The sequence below is a fragment of the Burkholderia sp. LMU1-1-1.1 genome, assembly GCF_040675865.1.
GTDB lineage: Bacteria > Pseudomonadota > Gammaproteobacteria > Burkholderiales > Burkholderiaceae_D > Rugamonas.
Window position 1 is genome coordinate 62781 of sequence record NZ_JBEGHG010000001.1, and the last position, 20245, is coordinate 83025.

15 protein-coding genes and 1 pseudogene are annotated in these 20245 nt (G+C 62.3%); 11 read left to right on the top strand and 5 right to left on the bottom strand.

The genetic code is table 11. The annotated features are described in order from the left end of the window. Positions 1–235: 235 nt before the first annotated feature. Entirely contained in the window at positions 236–2488 is a 2253-nt protein-coding gene (locus tag MRBLMU1_RS00250) for a copper-transporting P-type ATPase (RefSeq protein ID WP_363495268.1), read from the top strand. On the opposite strand, the gene MRBLMU1_RS00255 is transcribed toward MRBLMU1_RS00250, so the two are convergent. Together MRBLMU1_RS00255 and arsN2 are read right to left on the bottom strand one after the other, a co-directional pair. Continuing rightward, complete coding sequence (locus MRBLMU1_RS00255) at positions 2469–3674, bottom strand: MFS transporter (protein ID WP_363495271.1); 1206 nt, start codon at positions 3672–3674, stop codon at positions 2469–2471. The two genes, MRBLMU1_RS00250 and MRBLMU1_RS00255, sit on opposite strands and share 20 nt — an antisense overlap. A 47-nt stretch (positions 3675–3721) precedes the next feature. Further along, positions 3722–4183, bottom strand: coding sequence for an arsenic resistance N-acetyltransferase ArsN2 (gene arsN2 / locus MRBLMU1_RS00260; RefSeq protein WP_363495274.1), 462 nt, complete (start codon positions 4181–4183; stop codon positions 3722–3724). Between the two features lie 147 nt (positions 4184–4330). On the opposite strand from arsN2, the gene MRBLMU1_RS00265 reads away from it, so the two are divergent. The 4 genes from MRBLMU1_RS00265 to arsH all read left to right on the top strand — a co-directional run bounded on the left by MRBLMU1_RS00265 (position 4331) and on the right by arsH (position 7313). Beyond that, entirely contained in the window at positions 4331–4639 is a 309-nt protein-coding gene (locus MRBLMU1_RS00265; RefSeq protein ID WP_363495277.1) for an ArsR/SmtB family transcription factor, read from the top strand. A gap of 36 nt (positions 4640–4675) precedes the next feature. After that, positions 4676–5170 (top strand): arsenate reductase ArsC, encoded by a 495-nt coding sequence (locus tag MRBLMU1_RS00270; RefSeq protein ID WP_363495280.1) that lies wholly within the window; start codon positions 4676–4678, stop codon positions 5168–5170. A gap of 121 nt (positions 5171–5291) precedes the next feature. Beyond that, the gene (locus tag MRBLMU1_RS00275) at positions 5292–6572 is read left to right on the top strand and encodes an arsenic transporter (RefSeq protein ID WP_363495283.1); all 1281 of its coding nucleotides are present in this window, start codon (positions 5292–5294) and stop codon (positions 6570–6572) included. A gap of 24 nt (positions 6573–6596) precedes the next feature. After that, positions 6597–7313 (top strand): arsenical resistance protein ArsH, encoded by a 717-nt coding sequence (gene arsH, locus MRBLMU1_RS00280; protein WP_363495286.1) that lies wholly within the window; start codon positions 6597–6599, stop codon positions 7311–7313. Between the two features lie 13 nt (positions 7314–7326). Here the strand turns inward: arsH and MRBLMU1_RS00285 are convergent, their stop codons facing one another. Next, positions 7327–8238 (bottom strand): LysR substrate-binding domain-containing protein, encoded by a 912-nt coding sequence (locus MRBLMU1_RS00285; protein WP_363495289.1) that lies wholly within the window; start codon positions 8236–8238, stop codon positions 7327–7329. Positions 8239–8441: 203 nt separating this feature from the next. Between MRBLMU1_RS00285 and MRBLMU1_RS00290 the strand changes: the two genes are divergently transcribed. Continuing rightward, a complete protein-coding gene (locus tag MRBLMU1_RS00290) occupies positions 8442–10631 on the top strand; it encodes an OsmC domain/YcaO domain-containing protein (RefSeq protein WP_363496420.1) in 2190 nt (729 codons plus the stop codon). 90 nt (positions 10632–10721) lie between these two features. Here the strand turns inward: MRBLMU1_RS00290 and MRBLMU1_RS00295 are convergent, their stop codons facing one another. Further along, positions 10722–14267: a patatin-like phospholipase family protein gene (locus MRBLMU1_RS00295; protein WP_363495292.1), complete on the bottom strand. Its 3546-nt coding sequence runs from the start codon at positions 14265–14267 to the stop codon at positions 10722–10724. Between the two features lie 136 nt (positions 14268–14403). Further along, positions 14404–14622, bottom strand: coding sequence for a helix-turn-helix domain-containing protein (locus tag MRBLMU1_RS00300; protein ID WP_363496422.1), 219 nt, complete (start codon positions 14620–14622; stop codon positions 14404–14406). 488 nt (positions 14623–15110) lie between these two features. Here MRBLMU1_RS00300 and MRBLMU1_RS00305 point away from each other — a divergent pair, with 488 nt between their 5' ends. The 5 genes and pseudogenes from MRBLMU1_RS00305 to MRBLMU1_RS00325 all read left to right on the top strand — a co-directional run bounded on the left by MRBLMU1_RS00305 (position 15111) and on the right by MRBLMU1_RS00325 (position 20233). Then, positions 15111–15236, top strand: a complete 126-nt coding sequence (locus MRBLMU1_RS00305; RefSeq protein ID WP_363495295.1) for a helix-turn-helix transcriptional regulator — start codon at positions 15111–15113, stop codon at positions 15234–15236. A 206-nt stretch (positions 15237–15442) separates the two neighbouring features. Further along, a pseudogene (locus MRBLMU1_RS00310) lies at positions 15443–16235 on the top strand (methyl-accepting chemotaxis protein); the annotation flags it as partial. A gap of 219 nt (positions 16236–16454) precedes the next feature. Next, positions 16455–18980, top strand: coding sequence for an ATP-binding protein (locus tag MRBLMU1_RS00315; RefSeq protein ID WP_363495298.1), 2526 nt, complete (start codon positions 16455–16457; stop codon positions 18978–18980). A gap of 9 nt (positions 18981–18989) precedes the next feature. Continuing rightward, positions 18990–19580 carry a DUF4255 domain-containing protein gene (locus MRBLMU1_RS00320; RefSeq protein WP_363495301.1) on the top strand — a complete coding sequence of 197 codons (591 nt, stop codon included), beginning with the start codon at positions 18990–18992 and terminating at the stop codon, positions 19578–19580. Continuing rightward, positions 19577–20233 (top strand): hypothetical protein, encoded by a 657-nt coding sequence (locus MRBLMU1_RS00325; RefSeq protein ID WP_363495304.1) that lies wholly within the window; start codon positions 19577–19579, stop codon positions 20231–20233. Before MRBLMU1_RS00320 ends, MRBLMU1_RS00325 begins: the two co-directional genes overlap by 4 nt. Positions 20234–20245: the final 12 nt, after the last annotated feature.

The window sequence follows — 20245 nt, forward strand, 5'->3', positions numbered from 1 at the left end:
CGAAAGATAGTCGAGTGGGATTGCGGTGCGCAATTAAAACAGCCGCCGCCGCCGCTGGCAAGCCACCCGAAAAAATACCTGCACCGATGCAAATTGCGCTTGACCTTCCGTCCGTGGGAAGGTGCATAACCCTTAAGGGGCTTGACCTTTCCATCGCAGGGTTTACATTGGCGGCCAAGTTGGCCGCGACCGGCTCGCCACGTGGAGCGAGCGCCCGAACCCACAGGAGCATCCCATGACCGAGAGCGAACATCAGCACCATCATGAAGGACATCACGGGCATCCGGGGCATCGCGCCGGGCCCGGAGAGGCTGCCGGCGCGGCGTCGGCGACCCAGGCGCCGGATGGCGCGGTTTATACCTGTCCCATGCATCCACAAATCCGGCAGCCGGCCCCGGGCAGCTGCCCGATATGCGGCATGGCGCTCGAACCGGTCATGCCGGCGGTGGATGACGGGGAAAATCCCGAGCTGGTGGATTTCCGGCGGCGGTTTTGGTGGACGCTGCCGCTGACCGTCGTCGTGTTCGCGCTGGCCATGTTCGGCCACATGGTATGGGGTTCGTCCTTGCCCGGCCAGAACTGGATCGAGTTCGCGGTCGGCACGCCGGTGGTGGTGTGGGCCGGGTGGCCGTTCTATGTGCGTTGGGCGCGATCGATCGCCAACGCCAGTCCGAACATGTGGTCCCTGATCGGGACCGGCGTGCTGGCCGCGTATGGCTACAGCGTGGTGGCGACGCTCGCGCCCGGGGTCTTTCCGCCATCGTTCGCGGCGCACGGCCCGATCAGCGTGTATTTCGAAGCGGCGGCCGTCATCGTCACGCTGACCTTGCTCGGGCAGATACTGGAACTGCGCGCGCGATCGCAAACTTCGGCGGCGATCAAATCGCTGCTGGGCCTGGCGCCCCGGACAGCGCGGCGCATTGCCGCCGATGGGGGCGAAGAGGACATCCCGTTGACGCATGTCCATGTGGGCGACGCGCTGCGCGTGCGTCCCGGTGAGAAAGTGCCGGTGGACGGCGTCGTGGCCGAAGGGGAGAGCGCGGTCGACGAATCGATGCTGACCGGCGAGCCGGTGCCGGTGACCAAGCGCGAAGGCGACAAGCTGATCGGCGCGACGATCAACACCAGCGGCAGCCTGGTCATGCGCGCGGAAAAGGTCGGCGCGGACACCATGCTGTCGCAGATCGTGCAAATGGTTGCGCAAGCGCAGCGCTCGCGCGCGCCGATGCAGCGGCTGGCCGACAGCGTGGCCGGCTATTTTGTGCTCGTCGTGGCCGCCATCGCGTTGCTGACGTGGGCCGTCTGGGGCTTCTACGGGCCCGAGCCGAGCTGGGTATTTGGCTTCGTCAACGCGGTCGCCGTGCTGATCATCGCCTGTCCCTGCGCACTCGGCCTGGCCACACCGATGTCGATCATGGCGGCCACCGGGCGGGCGGCCACGCAGGGCGTGCTGTTTCGCGACGCCGCCGCCATCGAGGGCCTGAAGAAGGTCGACACGATTATCGTCGACAAGACCGGCACGCTGACCGAAGGCAAGCCCGCCTTCGACCGCGTTGTCGCCGCGGTCGGCTTCGACGCGGATGGTGTGCTGCGGCTGGCGGCGAGCATCGACCAGGGCAGCGAACACCCTCTGGCGCACGCCATCGTCAGCGAAGCGAAACGGCGCGCGCTGCCGTTGACCAAGCCGGAGTCGTTCGAATCGTCGAGCGGCATCGGCGTGCGCGGCGTCGTTGACGGGCAACGCATCGCGCTCGGAAATACCGCGTTGATGGAGGCGGACGGTGTCGACTGGAAGCCGCTGGGCCAGGCGGCCGAGGCGTTGCGGGTGGAGGGAGCCAGCGTGATGTATCTGGCGGTGGACCGGCGCATCGCCGGACTGCTGGCGGTATCGGACCCGATCAAGGCCAGCGCCGGCGAGGCGTTAAAGGGACTGCATGCGGACGGCGTGAACGTCATCATGGCAACCGGCGATGGCGTGAGCACGGCGAAATCCGTGGCGGCCAGGCTGGGCATCGGCGAGTACTACGGGGAGGTCAAGCCACAGGACAAGCTGGCACTGGTGGAAAAGCTGCAACGGCAAGGCAAGGTGGTCGCGATGGCCGGCGACGGTATCAATGACGCGCCCGCGCTGGCCAAGTCGGACGTCGGCATCGCCATGGGCACCGGGACCGACGTCGCCATCAACAGCGCGCATGTGACGCTGGTCAAGGGCGACCTGCGCGGCATCGCGCTGGCGCGGGGCATCTCCGTGGAGACGGTGCGCAATATGTGGCAGAACCTCGGCTTCGCCTTCATCTACAACGCGCTGGGCATCCCGCTGGCGGCCGGCGTGCTGTACCCCTTCACCGGGCAATTGCTGTCGCCCATGATCGCGGCGCTGGCGATGAGTTTAAGCTCGGTGTCGGTCATCGCCAACGCGCTGCGCCTGCGTCGCAAAACATCGGCCCCGGCCTCGCCGGGCGGGCCGCTCAGGGCTCGGTCGGCATAGATGCCGGGCCGCCGCGCGCGCCGCCCTTGACCGCGTGCAGATAAAAGCCCAGCGAGACGATCGACATCGCCAGCAAAATGACCAGCAAGGCCGCCGGGCTGGCGTAGCCGCTCAAAATCGCCGCCGCGACGATCGGCCCCGCCGCCTTGGCCGCCAGCGACGGCCCCGCCATCGCGCCGGAAATGGCGCCATAGTTGGCGAGGCCGAACATCGCCTGCGGGATGGTGCCGCGCACGATCGTCAGTACGCCGTTGCTCATGCCGTACAGCACGCAGAACAAGGCCGCGGCCCAGGCCTGGGTGCCGAACAGCAGCAACGCCAGCACCGCCGCCGGCAGTGCGGAAAAGGTGAACTTGCCGACCGTCTGCGGCAGCGCGTCGCGCAGCAAGGTGCGCTCGCAGATGCGGCCCGCGACTTGCGCCGGTCCCATCAAACTTGCCATCAGCACCGCGATGGCCGCGCTGTGGCCCAGGTCCGTCAGCAGCGGAATCAGGTGCACCGACAACGCCGAGAAAATGAAGATGTTGGCCGAAAACGCGAACGCCAGCATCCAGAACGCCGGATGGCGCAACGCTTCGGCCAGGGTATGGCTGGGCTCCGCCGGCGCGTTGTGAACCGGCGCGGCGGGCGTGTCGCGTCCAAGCATCATATGCAGCGGCAGGCACAACAGTAGTTGCGCCATGCCGAACCAGAAATACGTGTCGCGCCAGCTGATCAGCGTGCTCAGCTTCAAGGTCAGCGGCCAGAACACGGTGCTGGAGAAGCCGCCGAACAAGGTCAGCGTCGAGATCGCCTGGCGGCTGTTGAAGTGGAATTTGCGGTTGATGGTGGCGAACGCCGCCTCGTACATCGTCAGCGACATGGCGACGCCCAGCGCGGTCCAGGCGCCGAAATAGGACAGCGTGTCGCCGGCCCGGCTGAGCCAGACAAGGCCGGCGCCGCACAGCATGGAGCCGGCCGCCATGATCCACTGGCCGCCGAAGCGGTCGAGCAGGATGCCGGCGGGCGTGGCGACCAGGCCCGAGACCAACAGGCTCCACGAGAAAGCGCCGTAGACCATCTCGGAACGTAGTCCCAGCTCGCGCCCGATGGCCGGGGCGACGATCGAAAAGGCGTAGTACACCGAGCCCCATGTGGCAATTTGCGTGAAGGCAAGTATGCCGAGGGTGCGCCAGGAATGTGGCATCAATCTCTTTCTTAGTCCTGCGATGTATAAAGACTTGGCGGGCGCCTTCAGTCGGTCGTCAAAGCCATGGCCATCAAGGTCGCCGAAGCGGGACATGCGCCCTGAAATTCGCGCGAGGCGTGCAGCGCGGGGGGGACCTCGACGCGGGTGCTCTCCGTGAATCCGCGCCGGGCGAAGAACGCCGCGGCAGTGGTCGTCAGCAGGTACAGCTTGGCGATGCCGCGCGACCTGGCTATCGCCTTGAGTGCGTCGAACAGCAGGCCGCCCGTACCACCGCCACGCCGATTGGCCGACACCACCACCGAGCGCAGCAATGCCGTCGCGCCGTAATGTTCCAGCGCGCCGGCGCAGACGATCGCGCCATCGAGCTCGCCGACGATAAAACTGTCCAGATGCTCTCGCGCGCCGTCGAGCGGCAAGCGCGCGCCATTCAACATGGCTTCGATGGCGCCCCAGTCGGCGGCGGTGGCCGGCCGGAATGCCGGGATGCGCGCGGGTAGGCTGCTCATATCTCTCCTGTTTGTTGTTCGGTACACGAGCTTGCCTAAAGAATAATTCCATGCCATCAAACTGTCAATATACTTCGATATTATTTGAAATGTCGTAGTCTTCGGGTTATGATACTTCAATCGTTATCGAATTATGGAAGCAGGATCATGGAAACCAAGGACGTGTTGGCGGCGCTGGCGGCCATCGCCCAGGAGAGCAGGCTGGCGATTTTCAGGCTGCTGGTGCAGATCGGTCCTGGCGGCATGGCGGCCACCAAGATCGCCGAGCACCTGGACATCGCCCCTTCGTCGCTGTCGTTTCACCTGAAGGAGCTGACCCACGCCAAGCTGATCACCTCGCGCAGCGAGGGGCGATTCATCATCTACTCGGCCGACGTCGCCGTCATGAATGGGCTGATCGGCTACTTGACGGAGAACTGCTGCGGTGGCGTTCCTTGCGGCCCGGCCGGCTGCTGAACAGATTCACTATCCACATCAACCCGGAGAATTCACATGCAAGAAAAAGCCTATAACGTCCTGTTCCTATGCACCGGCAACTCCTGCCGTTCCGTCATCTCGGAAGCCACTTTCAACCACCTGGCGCCGGCCGGGTTGAAGGCGATCAGCGCCGGCAGCCAGCCGGCGGGCAAACTGCATCCGCGGGCGGTGTCACTACTTGGCAGCAAGGGCATCTCGACCGAAGGCTATTTCAGCAAATCCTGGAACGATCTTCCGGTGACACCGGACATCGTCGTCACCGTTTGCGGCAGCGCCGCCGGCGAAACCTGCCCGGCCTACCTGGGATCGGTGACGCGCACGCATTGGGGCGTCGACGACCCCGGCCACGTGGTCGGCACGGAGGAAGAGATCGACGCCGCGTTCGAGCACACCTACGGCATCATCCGCGCCCGCATCGAAGCCTTCCTCGCGTTGCCGCTGGCGGAGCTCTCGAAAGACAAGGCCGTACTGAAGGCCGAGCTCGATAAAATCGGTCACATCACCACCTAAACCAAATCCGGGTCAGGTCCACCATTGCTACACGTCCTCATCTGTATCGGCGATTAATCGACGCTACGGTCGTGCTCGTGTAGCAATGGTGGACCTGACCCCGGAGTATGAAGGACTCGCCGTGCTTGCTGCATTTTTGATTTTCCTCGCCACATTGATCCTCGTTGTCTGGCAGCCGCGCGGGCTGGGCATCGGTTGGAGCGCGGCCGCCGGCGCCGTCGTGGCGCTGCTGGCCGGCGTGATCCATGTCGCCGATATTCCGGTGGTGTGGCACATCGTTTGGAACGCCACCGGCACCTTCGTGGCGGTGATTATCATTAGCCTGTTGCTGGACAAGGCCGGATTCTTCGAGTGGGCCGCGTTGCATGTGGCGCGCTGGGGACGGGGCAGCGGCACGCGCTTGTTCGTGCTGCTGGTCCTGCTGGGGGCGGCCGTGGCTGCGCCGTTCGCCAACGACGGCGCGGCGTTGATCCTGACGCCCATCGTCATCGCCATGCTGCGCGCGCTGCGCTTTTCCGCCAAAGCCACGCTGGCCTTCGTGATGGCGGCCGGCTTTATCGCCGACACGGCCAGCCTGCCGCTGGTGGTGTCCAACCTGGTCAACATCGTTTCGGCCGATTATTTCGATATCGGCTTTGCCCGCTACGCCGCCGTCATGGCGCCGGTCAACCTGGTTTCCGTGGCCGCCACCCTGGCCGCGCTGATGTGGTTCTTCCGCAAGGACATTCCGGCCAACTACGAGCTGGCCCAGCTCAAAGCGCCGGACGAGGCGATCCGCGACCGCGCCACCTTCATCACCGGCTGGTGGGTGCTGGGCCTGCTGTTGGCCGGCTTCTTCTGGCTCGATCAGCTGGGCGTGCCGATCAGCGCGGTCGCGGCGGGCGGCGCGGCCTTGCTGTTGGCGGTCGCCGCGCGCGGCCATAAGATCTCGACGCGCGACGTCGTCCGCGACGCGCCCTGGCAAATCGTGGTCTTCTCGCTGGGCATGTACCTGGTGGTGTACGGCTTGCGCAACGCGGGTCTGACCGGTTACCTGACCGGCGTCCTCAACCAATGCGCCGGCTATGGCGTGTGGGGTGCGGCGCTGGGCACCGGCCTGATCACGGCGTTGCTGTCGTCGATCATGAACAATATGCCGACCGTGCTGATCGGCGCGCTGTCGATCGACGCGACCACGGCCCAGGGCGCGGTGCGCGAGGCGATGATCTATGCCAACGTCATCGGTAGCGACCTCGGCCCGAAAATCACGCCGATCGGCAGCCTCGCCACGCTGCTGTGGCTGCACGTCCTGTCGAGCAAGGGCATCGAGATATCGTGGGGCTATTACTTCCGCGTCGGCATCGTGCTGACCTTGCCGGTGCTGTTGATCACGCTGGCCGCGCTGGCCTTGCGTTTGGCTTAAACACATGAACAATCTGGACTAAACATGGAAAAGATCACCAACCTGCCCAACATCAATCCCGACCAGCTCGACCTGCCGAGGCTGGACAAGCTGGCCCAAGTCGGCGACCTGAGCCACCCGCCGCGCATCCTGATGCTGTACGGCTCGCTGCGGGAACGCTCGTTCAGCCGCTTCCTGACCGAGGAGGCGGCCCGCATCCTGGAGCACTTCGGGGCCGAGGTGAAGATCTTCGATCCGATGACGTTGCCGATGGCCGGCAGCGTGGCGGACGATCATCCGAAAGTGGTCGAGCTGCGCGAACTGTGCATGTGGTCCGAGGGCCAAGTGTGGTGCAGCCCGGAGCGCCACGGCGCCGTCACCGCCGTGATGAAGAACCAGATCGACTGGATTCCGCTGGAGATGGGCGCGATCCGTCCCAGCCAGGGCCGCACCCTGGCGGTGATGCAGGTCTGTGGCGGTTCGCAATCGTTCAACGTGGTCAATACGCTGCGCCTGCTCGGGCGCTGGATGCGCATGTTCACCATCCCGAACCAGTCGTCGGTGCCGATGGCGTACAAGGAGTTCGACGACGCGGGGCGCATGCGGCCCTCGGCCTACTACGACCGCGTGGTCGATGTGATGGAGGAGCTGTTCAAGATGACGCTGTTGCTGCGCGGCCGGTCGGACTATCTGACGGATCGTTACAGCGAGCGCAATGAACGGCAAATGAAGGCGATCGACGCCGCCATCAAACGGGTCTGAACGGCTTGCCCTGTCAGCAAGCGGAATCCCGGCCTTTGCGCAACTGGTTCCACAACTTGTCCAGCATGGGCTTGCGGTGGGCGATGGCGCGGAACAGGCGGATCTCGAGCCGCATGGTCCATAGATCGCCGCCGGCGCGCACCAGCTTGCCTTCGGCCAGTTCGCGCGCGATGCTGCTCTCCGGCAGCCAGGCCAGCCCGTGTCCGGACAGCGCCATGGTCTTGAGCAGTTCGGCCATGTCGCTCTCGTAACAGCTGCGCAGGCAGACCGGCTGGCCGGTGCGCGCCTGCAAGCGTTGCACCACACGGCCGAAGTAGGATGTCGCCGTGTAGGCCAGATAGGGCAGGGGAGCGGCCGTGCCGCCTGGCAGCGCGAACATCGGCGATCCGGCGCGGTTGGGCACCGATACCGGCATCACCGTTTCGTCGCCCAGGTGCAGGAATTCAAAGCGCTGCGCATCCAGTTCGATCGGCAAGTCGGCGTGGTGGTAACACAGCAGCAGATCGCAGTTGCCCTCGACCAGCGACAGCACCGAGTCGTGCACATTGGTGGGCAGGATGCGCGCGGGCAGCGGACCGTGCCGCGCTTGCACCGAGTTGAGCCAGCCTGGAAAGAAATTCAGCGACAGGGCGTGACCGGCCGATACGCGCAGCACCTGATCATTGGTTTCCTCGACGCGCAGCATGGCGCGGGTATCGTTCAACAGGCGCACCACCTCGGAGGCGGTGGCGGCAAACAGCTTGCCGGCCGGCGTCAGCACCAGCGGATAACTGCTGCGGTCGACCAGATCGGCGCCCACCCATGCTTCCAGCGATTGGATGCGCCGGCTGAGCGCCGATTGGGTCACGCCACGATCGTCGGCCGAGCGCGAAAAATTGCGCGTCCGAGCGAGACTGATGAAATCCTCCAGCCATTTGATGTCCATCAGTCCGCTCTCCCTGTGCCTGTCGCCATTGTCGGCTCTGCGATGCCTCTTGTTATTCCGATTTCGCATAGTATCAGAGGGTGCCGTCATCGTGGCCGGGTCTGCGGAGACCGGAGGGAAGGGCGGTCAGCGGTCTATGCCACGCGGCCAAAACAACGGATAATGGCGGCCAACTCATTTTGTGCACCAGATTGGAAATCCCCATGGAAATTAAGGTCAACTTTCTCGATAAGCTGCGTCTTGAAGCTAAATTCGACGATTTCACGGTCATCGCCGACCAGCCCATCCGCTACAAAGGCGATGGCTCCGCGCCGGGTCCGTTCGACTATTTCCTGGCCTCGTCGGCCTTGTGTGCCGCTTACTTCGTCAAGTTGTATTGCGTAACTCGCAATATTCCTACCGAAAATATCCGCCTGTCGCAGAACAATATCGTTGATCCGGAAAACCGCTACCAGCAGATTTTCAAGATCCAGGTTGAACTGCCGGCGGACATTTCGGAAAAGGACCGCCAGGGTATCCTGCGCTCCATCGACCGTTGCACCGTGAAAAAGGTGGTGCAAGCCGGTCCCGAGTTCGTGATTGAAGAGGTCGAAAATCTGGATGCGGACGCCCAGGCGTTGCTGACCATGAAGCCGGCGGGCGAAGCGAACACCTATATCGTCGGCAAGGATTTGCCGTTGGAGCAAACCATCGCCAATATGTCCGGCGTTCTGGCGGGCTTGGGCATCAAGATTGAAATCGCCTCGTGGCGGAATATCGTTCCCAACGTCTGGTCGCTGCATATCCGCGATGCGCACTCGCCGATGTGCTTCACCAACGGCAAGGGATCGACCAAGGAAAGCGCGTTGGCGTCGGCTTTGGGCGAGTATATCGAGCGACTGAACTGCAATCACTTCTACGCCGGCACGTATTGGGGCGAAGACATCGCCAACGCCGCCTTCGTCCATTACCCGAACGAACGCTGGTTCAAGCCTGGCCGTAAAGACGCGCTGCCGGCCGAAATCCTGGATGAGTATTGCCTGGAAATCTACAATGCAGATCGCGAGCTGCGCGGCTCGCATTTGTACGACACCAACTCCGGCAACAAGGAACGCGGTATCTGTTCGCTGCCGTTTGTACGGCAGTCGGATGGCGAGGTCGTATATTTCCCTTCCAACCTCGTCGAAAACCTCTACGTCAGCAATGGCATGAGCGCCGGTAACACGCTGGCCGAGGCGCAGGTGCAATGCCTGTCGGAGATCTTCGAGAGGGCGGTTAAACGCGAAATTCTGGAGGGGGAAATCGCCTTGCCGGACGTGCCGCAGGAAGTGCTGGCAAAATATCCTGGCATCGTGGCCGGTATTAAAGGTCTGGAAGAACAAGGCTTCCCGGTTCTGGTCAAGGATGCGTCGCTGGGTGGGACGTATCCGGTGATGTGCGTGACCTTGATGAATCCACGGACCGGCGGCGTATTTGCGTCCTTCGGCGCGCATCCAAGCCTGGAAGTGGCGCTGGAACGCAGCCTGACCGAATTGCTGCAGGGCCGAAGCTTTGAAGGCCTGAACGATTTGCCTCGACCGACGTTTGTCAGCAACGCCGTGACCGAGCCGAATAACTTCGTTGAACATTTCATCGATTCCAGCGGCATCGTATCGTGGCGCTTCTTCAGCGCCAAAGCCGACTACGATTTCGTTGAATGGGATTTCTCCGGCCATGGCGAGAACTCCAACGCCGAGGAAGCCGCGACCTTGTTCGGTATTCTCGAAGAAATGGGCAAAGAGGTCTACATGGCGGTGTATGACCAGTTAGGTTCGACCGCGTGCCGGATTCTGGTGCCGGGTTATTCGGAAGTTTATCCGGTTGAAGATCTGATCTGGGATAACACCAACAAATCGTTGTTGTTCCGGTCCGATATTTTGAACCTGCATAGCCTGGACGATGACGCGCTGGAGGCGTTGCTCGAACGTCTGGACGACAACGAACTGGACGAATACGGCGACATCGCCACGTTGATCGGCGTCGAGTTCGACGAGAACACGCCTTGGGGCCAACTGACGACGCTGGAGTTGAAGCTGTTGATTAACGTGGCGTTGCAGCAGTTTGAAGAAGCAAAAGAGCTGGTGGAAGCCTTCCTGCAGTACAACGACAACTCGCTCGAGCGCGGACTGTTCTATCAAGCCTTGAATGTTGTGCTGGAGGTGGAGCTCGACGACGACCTGGAGCTGGAAGATTACGTGGTCAATTTCCGCCGGATGTTCGGCGACGAGCGGGTGGACGCGGTGCAGGGGTCGATGGACGGCAGCGTGCGGTTCTACGGCTTGACGCCGACGAGCATGAAGCTGGAAGGTCTCGACAGGCACGAGCGTCTGATCGACAGCTACAAGAAATTGCACGCGGCGCGAAGTGCAACTTGACTAAGTGCGGATGTCGCCATGTTGGTGGACCAAAAATTAGGAAAGCGCTAACGCTCTGATCGCGAGAAATTGACCCGGAACCTGCACTACCTATTTCCTAGTTAGCGATGGGAACGGCGCCTGGAACGGTTTTGTACTGACGTTATAGTAGAAGCCGTTCGAATTACGCAGAGGCACCAGCGCATTAAGATCGCTCTGCTGGATGGGTGCGCAGGCGCTTCCTTGAGCTGCGGCGGTCCTCGTTAAATCAATGTTGCAACTCTGTAGTGTGGGATAGCAGCGGACCGCATAAGCAGTAACACTGTTGTCGGAAGTGGTCTCTTGTCGACAGAAGGCGCTCTTCGCAAGCCATTGATCGAACCCTATTGCGGTTGCAGTGGGCGGCAACCATACTTCGATGGTATTCGGTCTTGCCTTCAACCCAGAAGATAGTGGCTGTACCGTCCAATTCCCCTTGGGCTGATGCGCAAGAGTCGGCAATTGTTTCGCGCACGCGCTCACTGATGTGTCGGCTGTGTGATAGATGATAGTCGGCTTCTCGTACTGGAATGGTGGAACCCGTCCTTGACGTGCTGCTGTTGCTTTGACGTCTTCGATAGGCGGCACGTCGGCGCCGGCTTCTCGCCAGAACGTGCGTAGGACCCGAACATTGTCGCGGCCAGCGCCGCCGTAAATTTGCACATATACTGACATGCGTTCGCAAATGCGCTCGGGGACCTTGACTGTATTAGAGCCATCTCCGGCCACAACTACGGATGCGGGGCTCCGCAGCGGCTCTTTGTCGCGACCGCCGGGGATGGATATCGATGCAGGCGGAGATGCAGGCATAGCAATAGCATCGTCACCTTGCTGCCGTGCCGATTCGCAATAGCTGGGAGGGTGGCGTTCCTCTTTCCTTGCCGAAGAGTCGTAGCGCATCCAGTAACTATTTCGTCGCTCTACTACGCCGATTTTGCCTGGTGGGCGAGGGCAGTTTTCACCCTTAGCGAGCGTGTCGCATGCGGCCAGTCGATTGCTGAGCGCATAGCAGCGTTGCGCAACAGTATTAAAAATCGTCACCGCGACCGAATTGCTCATCAACGAGGCTTCCTGATGATTGGCCTTGGCCTGTCCCCATACATACATTATCTCCGAGGCGAGCTTAGCCACGGTTTGTTCGCTGGTCGCAGACGCAGTTAATGGTAGCTCGGCGTACATGTTGTAGAGCGGGCGCAGAAGATCCGGCGGCAAAGAGGTGGGCTTGTTGTCGAGATCGACGCCGCTCTGGAATGCGCTCCACACGCCGGTGGAGGCAGCGAGCAGCGTACCGAATCCAAGCGTCGAGGTGGCAATTGCTTTGGCGCCGACCCGCACTGAGATGCGGGAAGTCGCGCTGGCCGTGGCGGCGTCAGACTCGCTGGCGGAGCGCGCGCTAGGTGTTGCGGACCTGACGAGTGACGGTACGCTGATGAAGAAATCCTTCGTCAGATGGGAGCCAAGGTGGCGACCAAGCGAGAAATAACTCTCCCATTGATCCTCCGAGAAGAATTGGTCAGCGGTGCTCTGCTGAGGAAAACTGCGATGGTCGCGGTAATAATTGTGCAGATCTTCCGGCAAATCCTCCATAACGTTGGGCTTGACCAGCACGAGGACCCCCTCTTTGCCTCCTCGATATTTGATGGAGGCCAGTGCGACGCATGCGTTGCTTGCTGGCGATGCGAGGTCGCTTAATGTGCCGATGTATGCACTACTACTTTCGTTGACTTTGAGGAAATGAATATCGACACCCAAGTCAATGCGGGCCCGGCGAAGGAGATTTTCCAAATCGTCAAAACGATATTCAGGATCCGCGCCACAGTCGGCTAGCACGATGAGTTCGCATTGTTGGTAAAGCAGGGGATAGACCCCAGTATTCTCGCAGTGGCCGCCATCGCTTAGATACTGAACGTGGCGGCTGCTTCCCGGTAACAATCCGAATAACTCGCTTAGTAGGTAAGTGTATTTTGGCGCGATGTGGGCATAAGTTGGCGATTTTTTTGGGACATAGGCTGATGAACGTTCCTGAGGGGCGTCGCAGGTCCACCAATATCCGAGCCGTACCCCTAGGATGGTTAGCAATGCAGCCCAGCCCGGTCGACTGCCGCTGCCAAGACCGGGGGCGGCTGCAGCGCCGGAAATGGCCATCCAAGTCCCGACCGAGACATCGCTATTCTCGGCCATCTGATGCCAGCGCGAGTCGCCTTCCAGGCGATAATACCGGGGGCCGATCACCGTCATCAGCTTCCCTTGGCGGTCGACATTGAACAAGCCGTATTTTTGAAAAGTTTCGTTCACGCATACATTGACCATGTGTACCGGTCCGCCATGAGCATATGGCTGATATGCCGACAAAGGAATGTCGTCGTCCTTGTGGTAATCCCTGATTTTGTGCTGGGTTGCGCGGCCATCGTTAGCTGCGCCAAGATAGGTATTGGTCAGGCGAGCGCGGTAGAAGTTGTGCAGCGACGAGAGATTGAGGAAGTTGAGGTGAAATGAAGTCACCACCGCCCAAACGCCAACGAGTGCCACCACACAGCCTAGTCGGAGAGCGGCCTCAGCGTAATTAGCCTGGCCGAGACCGGTTTGTAGAACTGCTTGCGTACAGGTCGCATGAACAACCGCCGTCCAGAGCACCGCGAGCGCGAGCACGGCAACGCGGCCGGCGATATCGATCAATATCGACATCTTGACCAAACGCGCGACGTGGTTGCCTGGTTGCGCATCCCGTACTAGCGGCATTAACGCCCGTAGCAAAGGCAACACTAGTGCGAATCCGGCGCCGAAGCCGGCAACAGCGACCGGCTTGTTGGCGATGCGCCAAGCTATCCAATCGATCACGCCTAGCGTGAAGAGCGCGCCAGCTATTCGGAAAGTTAAGACGAGCCCTTTAGTGATGCTGCCGTCGGTTAGCATCGCAGGGATTTTGCTGCCGGACATATGAACTACGCCAAGCCACATCACGCGAGCGGTTGTCAATAAAACGGCGATGACGATTGGGACAATTAAGGTCACCCATAGAGTGGGGAAATGGGAGACGAATTCCCAGACACGCAGCCAAGGAACACTGCGGTTGGACTGGGACGTGATCCGGTTGTCTAAAGCCCACCAGGCCGCGATATCCACCAGTCCAAGAACGCAGCCCAATAATAGGCCAAGAACCGCCAGCTCCCGGTGTACACCGATGAGATTGCGTAGAATGGTGACTATGGCGAATAGGGAATCGCGGCCGCCGCGTGGCATCAGGTAGCGGCTGTTCATACGTAGCCAGCTCAGTTCACGTGAATTCTCATTTACCGCGAGTTTTTTCTCCAGTTCCTCGGCGGTTTTGCTCTTGTGGGCGAGACTGCCAATCATCGTACCGATATAGCCGCCACCGGACACAGTGGACATGTAGTCGAAACGACTGAACACACCGTTCTTGGCCAAAGCCGTTATGAGGCCATAACAAAAAGTGGCGCTGCGGACACCTCCGCCTGACAGGGCGAGGCCCCAACGTTCCTGCTCATTAAGGATGGGGGAACCCAAGTGTTGGCGGCGTTGGCTGACAAAACGTTCCGGATCATTCAATGAAACTTGGGGTTCGTTCGCAACAACCTCTGTGTTTAGGTCGGCGGTCATGACTCCCTCGATAGGCTGATGATTGCGAGACCTCAAATCTTTTGCCACTCTACGTGATACTACAATGATAATTCTATTCAATTGTCACCTGTGGTAAATGCACAACTGAGTTCTGCGTAAGTGAAATGCAGGTGCATCAGGCAGCGGGGAGCGTCATCGACAAGCGGAGCGTTAACAACATTGGCCGACCAGCGAAATTAAGGACCTTTCTAATTTGCCGAAATCGGGCATTACTGCTTGGCTTGCCGCGTTTGCGCGAGACCAAGCCGCTGGCGCCGGCATCGATGTAGCGTGGGATGAGTCGGTTAATCTGGCGCCTCGTGAGATCCAGTCGAGCGGCCGCCGCCGCTTTGATCTGACCAGCGACGACGGCTTAGATCGTTTTGAGTCGATCCAGTTTTTGCATGGACATGGTGATGGTCTCGGGTTTGGTCATGCCGAGCTGCAGACTACAATCGGAGGCTTCAGTATGATTGGCATGGTCGCTCAACCATTTGACCCGAGTGAGACATTTTTAGTTTAGCTGGACTCAGACATTTCTACTTAGCTCCCATAAGATAATTTCGCATAATTTATATTATGTAAAACGTGGTCTGGCACTTGTACGCCGGTTATGGGCAAAATTTACCGTCCGGTGAAGTAAAAGTGCCCGATTAGCTGAAGTAAAAGTGACAATCCCCGAAGGATATGAAGTAAATCTGCCAATGCCGGTCTCAGCGCTAGGGCTTCCAAGAAGCCTGACCGACGGCTGCCCATCGTCTCGGTGGAATCACTTCAGACGGTTCCAAATCATATCCAGAAATTGCCAAAATACATTACTATCGATGGTGTTTAATTTCAGCGTTGATTACGAACTCCGAAACAACGGCGACAGTTACGTTTCCACATCAAAAACTGCAGTCATCCCGTTCAGTCGCTTGGCTGCGGAGTGAAGTTGAGGCCTGGATCGCAAGCAGACCCAGAAAGTAGGACCGCGACAGTAGCTTAGACGGCCCGCATCAAATCGACTTGGGATGCAAAGCGGAGGACCTGTACGGCTTTGCAGGCCGTATACCATATATAAAAATCAATGACTTAGGTGCTTACCACACTTTTGCACCACACTAAGTAGGTTCAGCGTTGTAATCCCATTCACGTGCGCTTATTTGCCTAAGCATCAAATTAAAGGACACTTTAATAACCAGAGCATGGGCCGATCACAGCAGGCGGCCAGCTCGCTGGAAGAGACCGCCTCGTCGATGGAAGAATTGACTTCCACCGTCAAGCAAAATGCCGACAACGCCCGCCAGGCTTAACGATTCGTCCAAGAAGATCGTCGACATCATCGGCGTGATCGACGGCATTGCCTTCCAGACCAACATCCTGGCGCTGAACGCGGCGGTGGAAGCGGCGCGCGCCGGCGAGCAAGGCCGGGGCTTCGCGGTGGTGGCGTCGGAAGTGCGCAATCTGGCGCAACGCTTGGCCGCCGCCGCCAAAGAGATCAAGGCGCTGATCAACGATTCCGTCGAAAAAGTCGATGTCGGCGCCAGACTGGTCAACCAGGCCGGCGTCACGATGGATGAGATCGTCGCCAGCATCCGCAGCGTGACCGACATCATGGGCGAAATCACCGCCGCCAGCCACGAGCAGGAAGTGGGCATCGAACAGATCAACCAGGCGGTCGCGCAGATGGATACCGTGACGCAGCAGAACGCGGCGCTGGTGGAACAGGCTGCCGCAGCGGCGGCCTCGCTGCAGGAACAGGCGGCCGGCTTGTCCGACGTGGTCAGCGTCTTCAAGCTGGACCAGGGGAGCGGGCCGCCGGCCAAGCTGGCCCGCCCCGCCCCGCCGCGCAACGGTTGGCCCTGCCGGCGCATGGCTGACGGAATTCATCACCAACGACAGCGTGCACAATCTTGGCCTGGCCGCAGGCACGACCGCAACCGTAGCCTTCAGGCATCGAGCGTCATCGTCGGCGGCAAGGCGTAACGTAGTAGTTCGGGCCGGCCCTCCAGTCGCCGGCCCCGGCATCCCTTCCGTGTTATAGATCAAGTCATAGCCGCGCGGCTATGGGCCTTCCGATCCAGATCCACCCATCCATTTCCCCACCCAGCGATCCGCATCCTCTTTGCACCCGGCGGGAGCATGTGCAGGCAATGTTGCCCATGTCACCATGCCTGCTCCTCCCCTCGCCTCGATTGCATGCATATGTCGCGAATTAACGTGCTGGTGGCAGCAAAGCCCGAGGATGTGCTAGCAAATGGCATCGCCCGCGTGGTCGCGGACTCCGCAAACATGATACTGGTGGGCGGCCGTCCGCTGGCCTTGGAGCAGGTTGAGCCCTGCCTCAAACAGATTCCCGCCCACGAATCCTGTGCGCTGGTCCTGGTTGGCAACGCCCCGGAGAACCAGCTGCTGGCCGATCGCCTGCTCGTGGCCCGTGAGGACCTGGCGGTGCTGCGGGTGGAGATTGGCGGGCACCAGGTAAAGATCGCCCGCTACGCCACGCGCAACGAGTCGCTGAAACTGGCCTCCCTGCTGGCGGCACTGTGCGACCTGGTCGCCAACGCCCGCGACACGGACGGCGAGCGCACCGCCTGCTTCGTCGTGCACACCGACTTGCCCGGCCAACGGCCGCTGCTCGACAGCGCGATCGACTGGGTGCATGCGGTGCTGCGCCACGGCGCATTGAACCAGGGCGGCGGCAATGGCGAGATCCCCGGCCTGACGCTGACGGCAACCACCGTCAACAGCCTGCTGGACGAGCGCCCCAAGCACGCGGCGCCGGAACAGACGGACGACGTCCGGCAGGCCGACGAGGCGCTGAACCGCGCGCTGCAGAACGCCGACATCCACAACGAACCACTGGCCGCCGCCGCAAAAGCCTTCGGCCTGACCGCGCTGGAATTCCGCCTGCTGCTGCTCGCCATGGCGCCGGAGCTGGACCTGCGCTACCAGCGCTGCATAGGCCTGCTGCTCGACGACATGGGCCGCCGCGTGGGCAGCCTGGCGCTGTTCATGGCCTTGTTGGGCGAATCCGCCACCGTGCGCTGCCAGCTGGCGCAGTCCGGCAACCTGGCGCGCTGGCGCGTGCTGGAAAACCGCCAGGCCGCCCTGCCCGCCGCCGACGAGCCGCTGCGGGTGGATGCTCCTCTGCTGGCCTGGCTGCTGGGCGAAACCGGCGCGCTCGATCACGATCCCGCCGTGCGCCGCGCGCTGCGCCTGGCCGACTGGCCGGGAGCCAGCCTGTATCAGCAAACCCCGGACCGCGACTTCGCGCTGGCGCGCATCAAGCACTTGCTGACCCCTCCCGACGACGCCGACGACGCCCGCTTCGTGCTGTACAGCGGCGACGCCAGCGCATGGTGCGCGCTGCTGGAAGTGGGCGCGCACGCGGCATGCGCCGCACCGCTGCGCATCGACGCCGCACGCCTGATCGGCCTCGATCCGGCTGCAATCGAAGAATCGGGGGCGCGGCTGGGCCGCCTTGCGCGCCTGGCGCGGCGTCCGCTGCTGCTGGACGCCAGCACGGCCGAACTCACGCCGCAGGCCGACGACGGCCTGCGCCTGGTGCTGGCCGCCATCGGCGCAGCGGGCCGCCGCACCGGCGTGCTGTGCGCCGAGCCGACACGCATCGTGCGCCTGATCGGCTCCGCGCCGTTCACGCTGGCGGACGAACATGCGGTCAACGCCTCGACCCGGCTGGCCAACGTGCGCGCCGCCGTCGGCTTGCTGGGACTGAGCGCCGACGATGCGGTGCTGCAGATGCTGGCACGCCAGTACCCGCTCGATGTGGACGGCTTCGAACACGCGGTGCGCCTGGCCCGCGCCCGGGCCGTGCCGGGCGAGGCCGCCGACGCCGGCATGACGCGCTTCGTCAGCGCCTGCCAGCACGTGGCGGCCGAAGGCGTGTCGCGCATGGCCGAATGCATCGAACCGTCGCAACGGCTGGGCGAGGTGATACTGCCGCCGGACCGCGCCCGTCAGCTCGACGAGATCGTCGACAGCGTGCGGCTAGCAGCGCAGGTGCTGGACGGCTGGCGCTTCGGCGAGCAACTGCCTTTCGGGCGCGGCGTGACGGCGCTGTTCCACGGCGCCAGCGGCACCGGCAAGACCATGGCCGCCGTCGGCATCGCCCAGCGCCTGAACATCCGCATCCTGCGCATCGACCTGTCGCGCGTGGTCAGCAAATACATCGGCGAGACGGAAAAGAATATCGACCGCATCTTCCTCGACGCCAGCCGCTCCGGCGCGGCCATCCTCATCGACGAGGCCGAGGCGCTGCTGGGCAAACGCAGCGAAGTGAAGGACGCGCACGACCGCTACGCGAACATCGAAGTGGCCTATCTGCTGCAACGCATGGAAACCTACGAGGGACTGGCCATCCTCACCACCAACCTGCGCCAGAATCTCGATCCGGCCTTCCTGCGCCGGCTGCGCTTCGTCATCGATTTCCCGCGTCCGGACGCGGACGCGCGCGAGAAAATCTGGCGCCGCTGCCTGCCATCCGGTGCGCATGAGCTGAGCGAGCCCGCGTTCCGCCACCTGGCGCGCAAGGTCGATCTCACCGGCGGCAATATCCGCCAGATCACGCTGCGCGCCGCCTTCCTGGCGGCGGCTGCGGGCACGAAGATCGAACTGTCGCATATCGCCCAGGCCACCAGCGCGGAGCTGACCAAGCTGGGAATGGCGGCCATCGATCTGACGCTGCCGGGCGACCGGCTTGCCGCCTGAGGACGCGCCATGGACTACGAAGCCATCTACAAGGTCAGCACCGCGCTCAAGGAACGGGTGCAGCAAGGCTACAAGGCGGCCGGCGGCGCGGGCAACGGCGTCTACGTCGGTCCGCTCGACGATCCCGACGCCGCCGGCGCGAAGCTGATCCTGTTCCTGTACCGGATCGCGCCCAATCCCAGCATGCGCAACGCCGCTCACACCGTGCCCTCGCCCGTCGTGCCGCCAGCCACCATCACCTACCGCGATTCGCTGCCGCTCGACCTGTACTACCTGCTGACGCTGGGCGACGCCGCCGGCGAAAGCGCCGACCTGGAACAGCTCAAGTTCCTCGGCTCGGCCATGCAGGTGCTGCACCGGGAGCCGTTGCTGTCCGGTATAGGCGTCGCCCACGAACCGGTCAATCTGACGCTGGACCCGTTGGGCAATGAGGACATGAGCAGGCTGTGGGCCTTGTTCCCGACCGTGAACTATCGCACCTCGGTGGCCTACCTGGCGTCGCCGGTGTGGATCGATCCGCTCAAGCCGGACGCGCCGGGGGCGTCGGTTATCCGCGACGGCCTGGACTCCGGCCAGCGCGAACGGGTGCTGCAACCATGAGCCGCCTGATTGCCCCCGCCGAACGCGCCTACCAGCGCAAAGTGCTGTTCGCCGCCGAAGTGATCGACGGCGTGACGCTGGCGCGCATTTCGCGCGGCGTCACCGTCAGCGCCAGCGCAATCGCCACGCCGCCTGTGGTCAACGCCAGCGGCATGTTCGTCTGGCTCGACGACGGCGTTCCACTGGCGCCGCAGCAGGTCAGCGTCGATCCCGGCCTGCTGCCGTATCTGGGCGCCAGCGTGGCCACGCCGCTTCCACCGCAACGGCTGGTGCAGATCCAGCTGGCCCCAGGCCGTGGCTACTCCTTCCAGGCCGGCGTGACGGCGCTGCGCTTCTCGCTGATCGTCAGCGACGTCGGCCCGCCGGTGCCCGCCGCCGACGTCGAAGTATTCCTGCGCTGGTACGACGCGGGCGCGGCGCCGCCGTGGACGGACGCGCCGGTCCGCTCCCGCACCGACGTGCACGGCGACGCCAGCGTGGCGCTGCGCTTCCGGCGCACCGACGAACCGGCCAAGGACGCCGCCGGCGCCCTGCGCGTGCGGCTGTGCGCACAGCGCGGCGGCAACGTCACGATGTCCGATGAATTCGTGCTGGCCGAAGGCCGCGTCACCGACCAGCCAACCGCTTTTGCCCTGAACAAGTTCTTACCGTGAGTTGCGACCGAG

Excerpts from the sequence above, each read along its gene's own strand:
- arsH (WP_363495286.1), top strand. The coding sequence starts at position 6,597 with ATGGAAAAGATCACCAACCTGCCCAACATCAATCCCGACCAGCTCGAC.
- MRBLMU1_RS00285 (WP_363495289.1), bottom strand. The coding sequence starts at position 8,238 with ATGGACATCAAATGGCTGGAGGATTTCATCAGTCTCGCTCGGACGCGC.
- MRBLMU1_RS00255 (WP_363495271.1), bottom strand. The coding sequence starts at position 3,674 with ATGCCACATTCCTGGCGCACCCTCGGCATACTTGCCTTCACGCAAATT.
- MRBLMU1_RS00265 (WP_363495277.1), top strand. The coding sequence starts at position 4,331 with ATGGAAACCAAGGACGTGTTGGCGGCGCTGGCGGCCATCGCCCAGGAG.
- arsN2 (WP_363495274.1), bottom strand. The coding sequence starts at position 4,183 with ATGAGCAGCCTACCCGCGCGCATCCCGGCATTCCGGCCGGCCACCGCC.
- MRBLMU1_RS00325 (WP_363495304.1), top strand. The coding sequence starts at position 19,577 with ATGAGCCGCCTGATTGCCCCCGCCGAACGCGCCTACCAGCGCAAAGTG.
- MRBLMU1_RS00295 (WP_363495292.1), bottom strand. The coding sequence starts at position 14,267 with ATGACCGCCGACCTAAACACAGAGGTTGTTGCGAACGAACCCCAAGTT.
- MRBLMU1_RS00250 (WP_363495268.1), top strand. The coding sequence starts at position 236 with ATGACCGAGAGCGAACATCAGCACCATCATGAAGGACATCACGGGCAT.
- MRBLMU1_RS00270 (WP_363495280.1), top strand. The coding sequence starts at position 4,676 with ATGCAAGAAAAAGCCTATAACGTCCTGTTCCTATGCACCGGCAACTCC.
- MRBLMU1_RS00290 (WP_363496420.1), top strand. The coding sequence starts at position 8,442 with ATGGAAATTAAGGTCAACTTTCTCGATAAGCTGCGTCTTGAAGCTAAA.
- MRBLMU1_RS00320 (WP_363495301.1), top strand. The coding sequence starts at position 18,990 with ATGGACTACGAAGCCATCTACAAGGTCAGCACCGCGCTCAAGGAACGG.
- MRBLMU1_RS00315 (WP_363495298.1), top strand. The coding sequence starts at position 16,455 with ATGTCGCGAATTAACGTGCTGGTGGCAGCAAAGCCCGAGGATGTGCTA.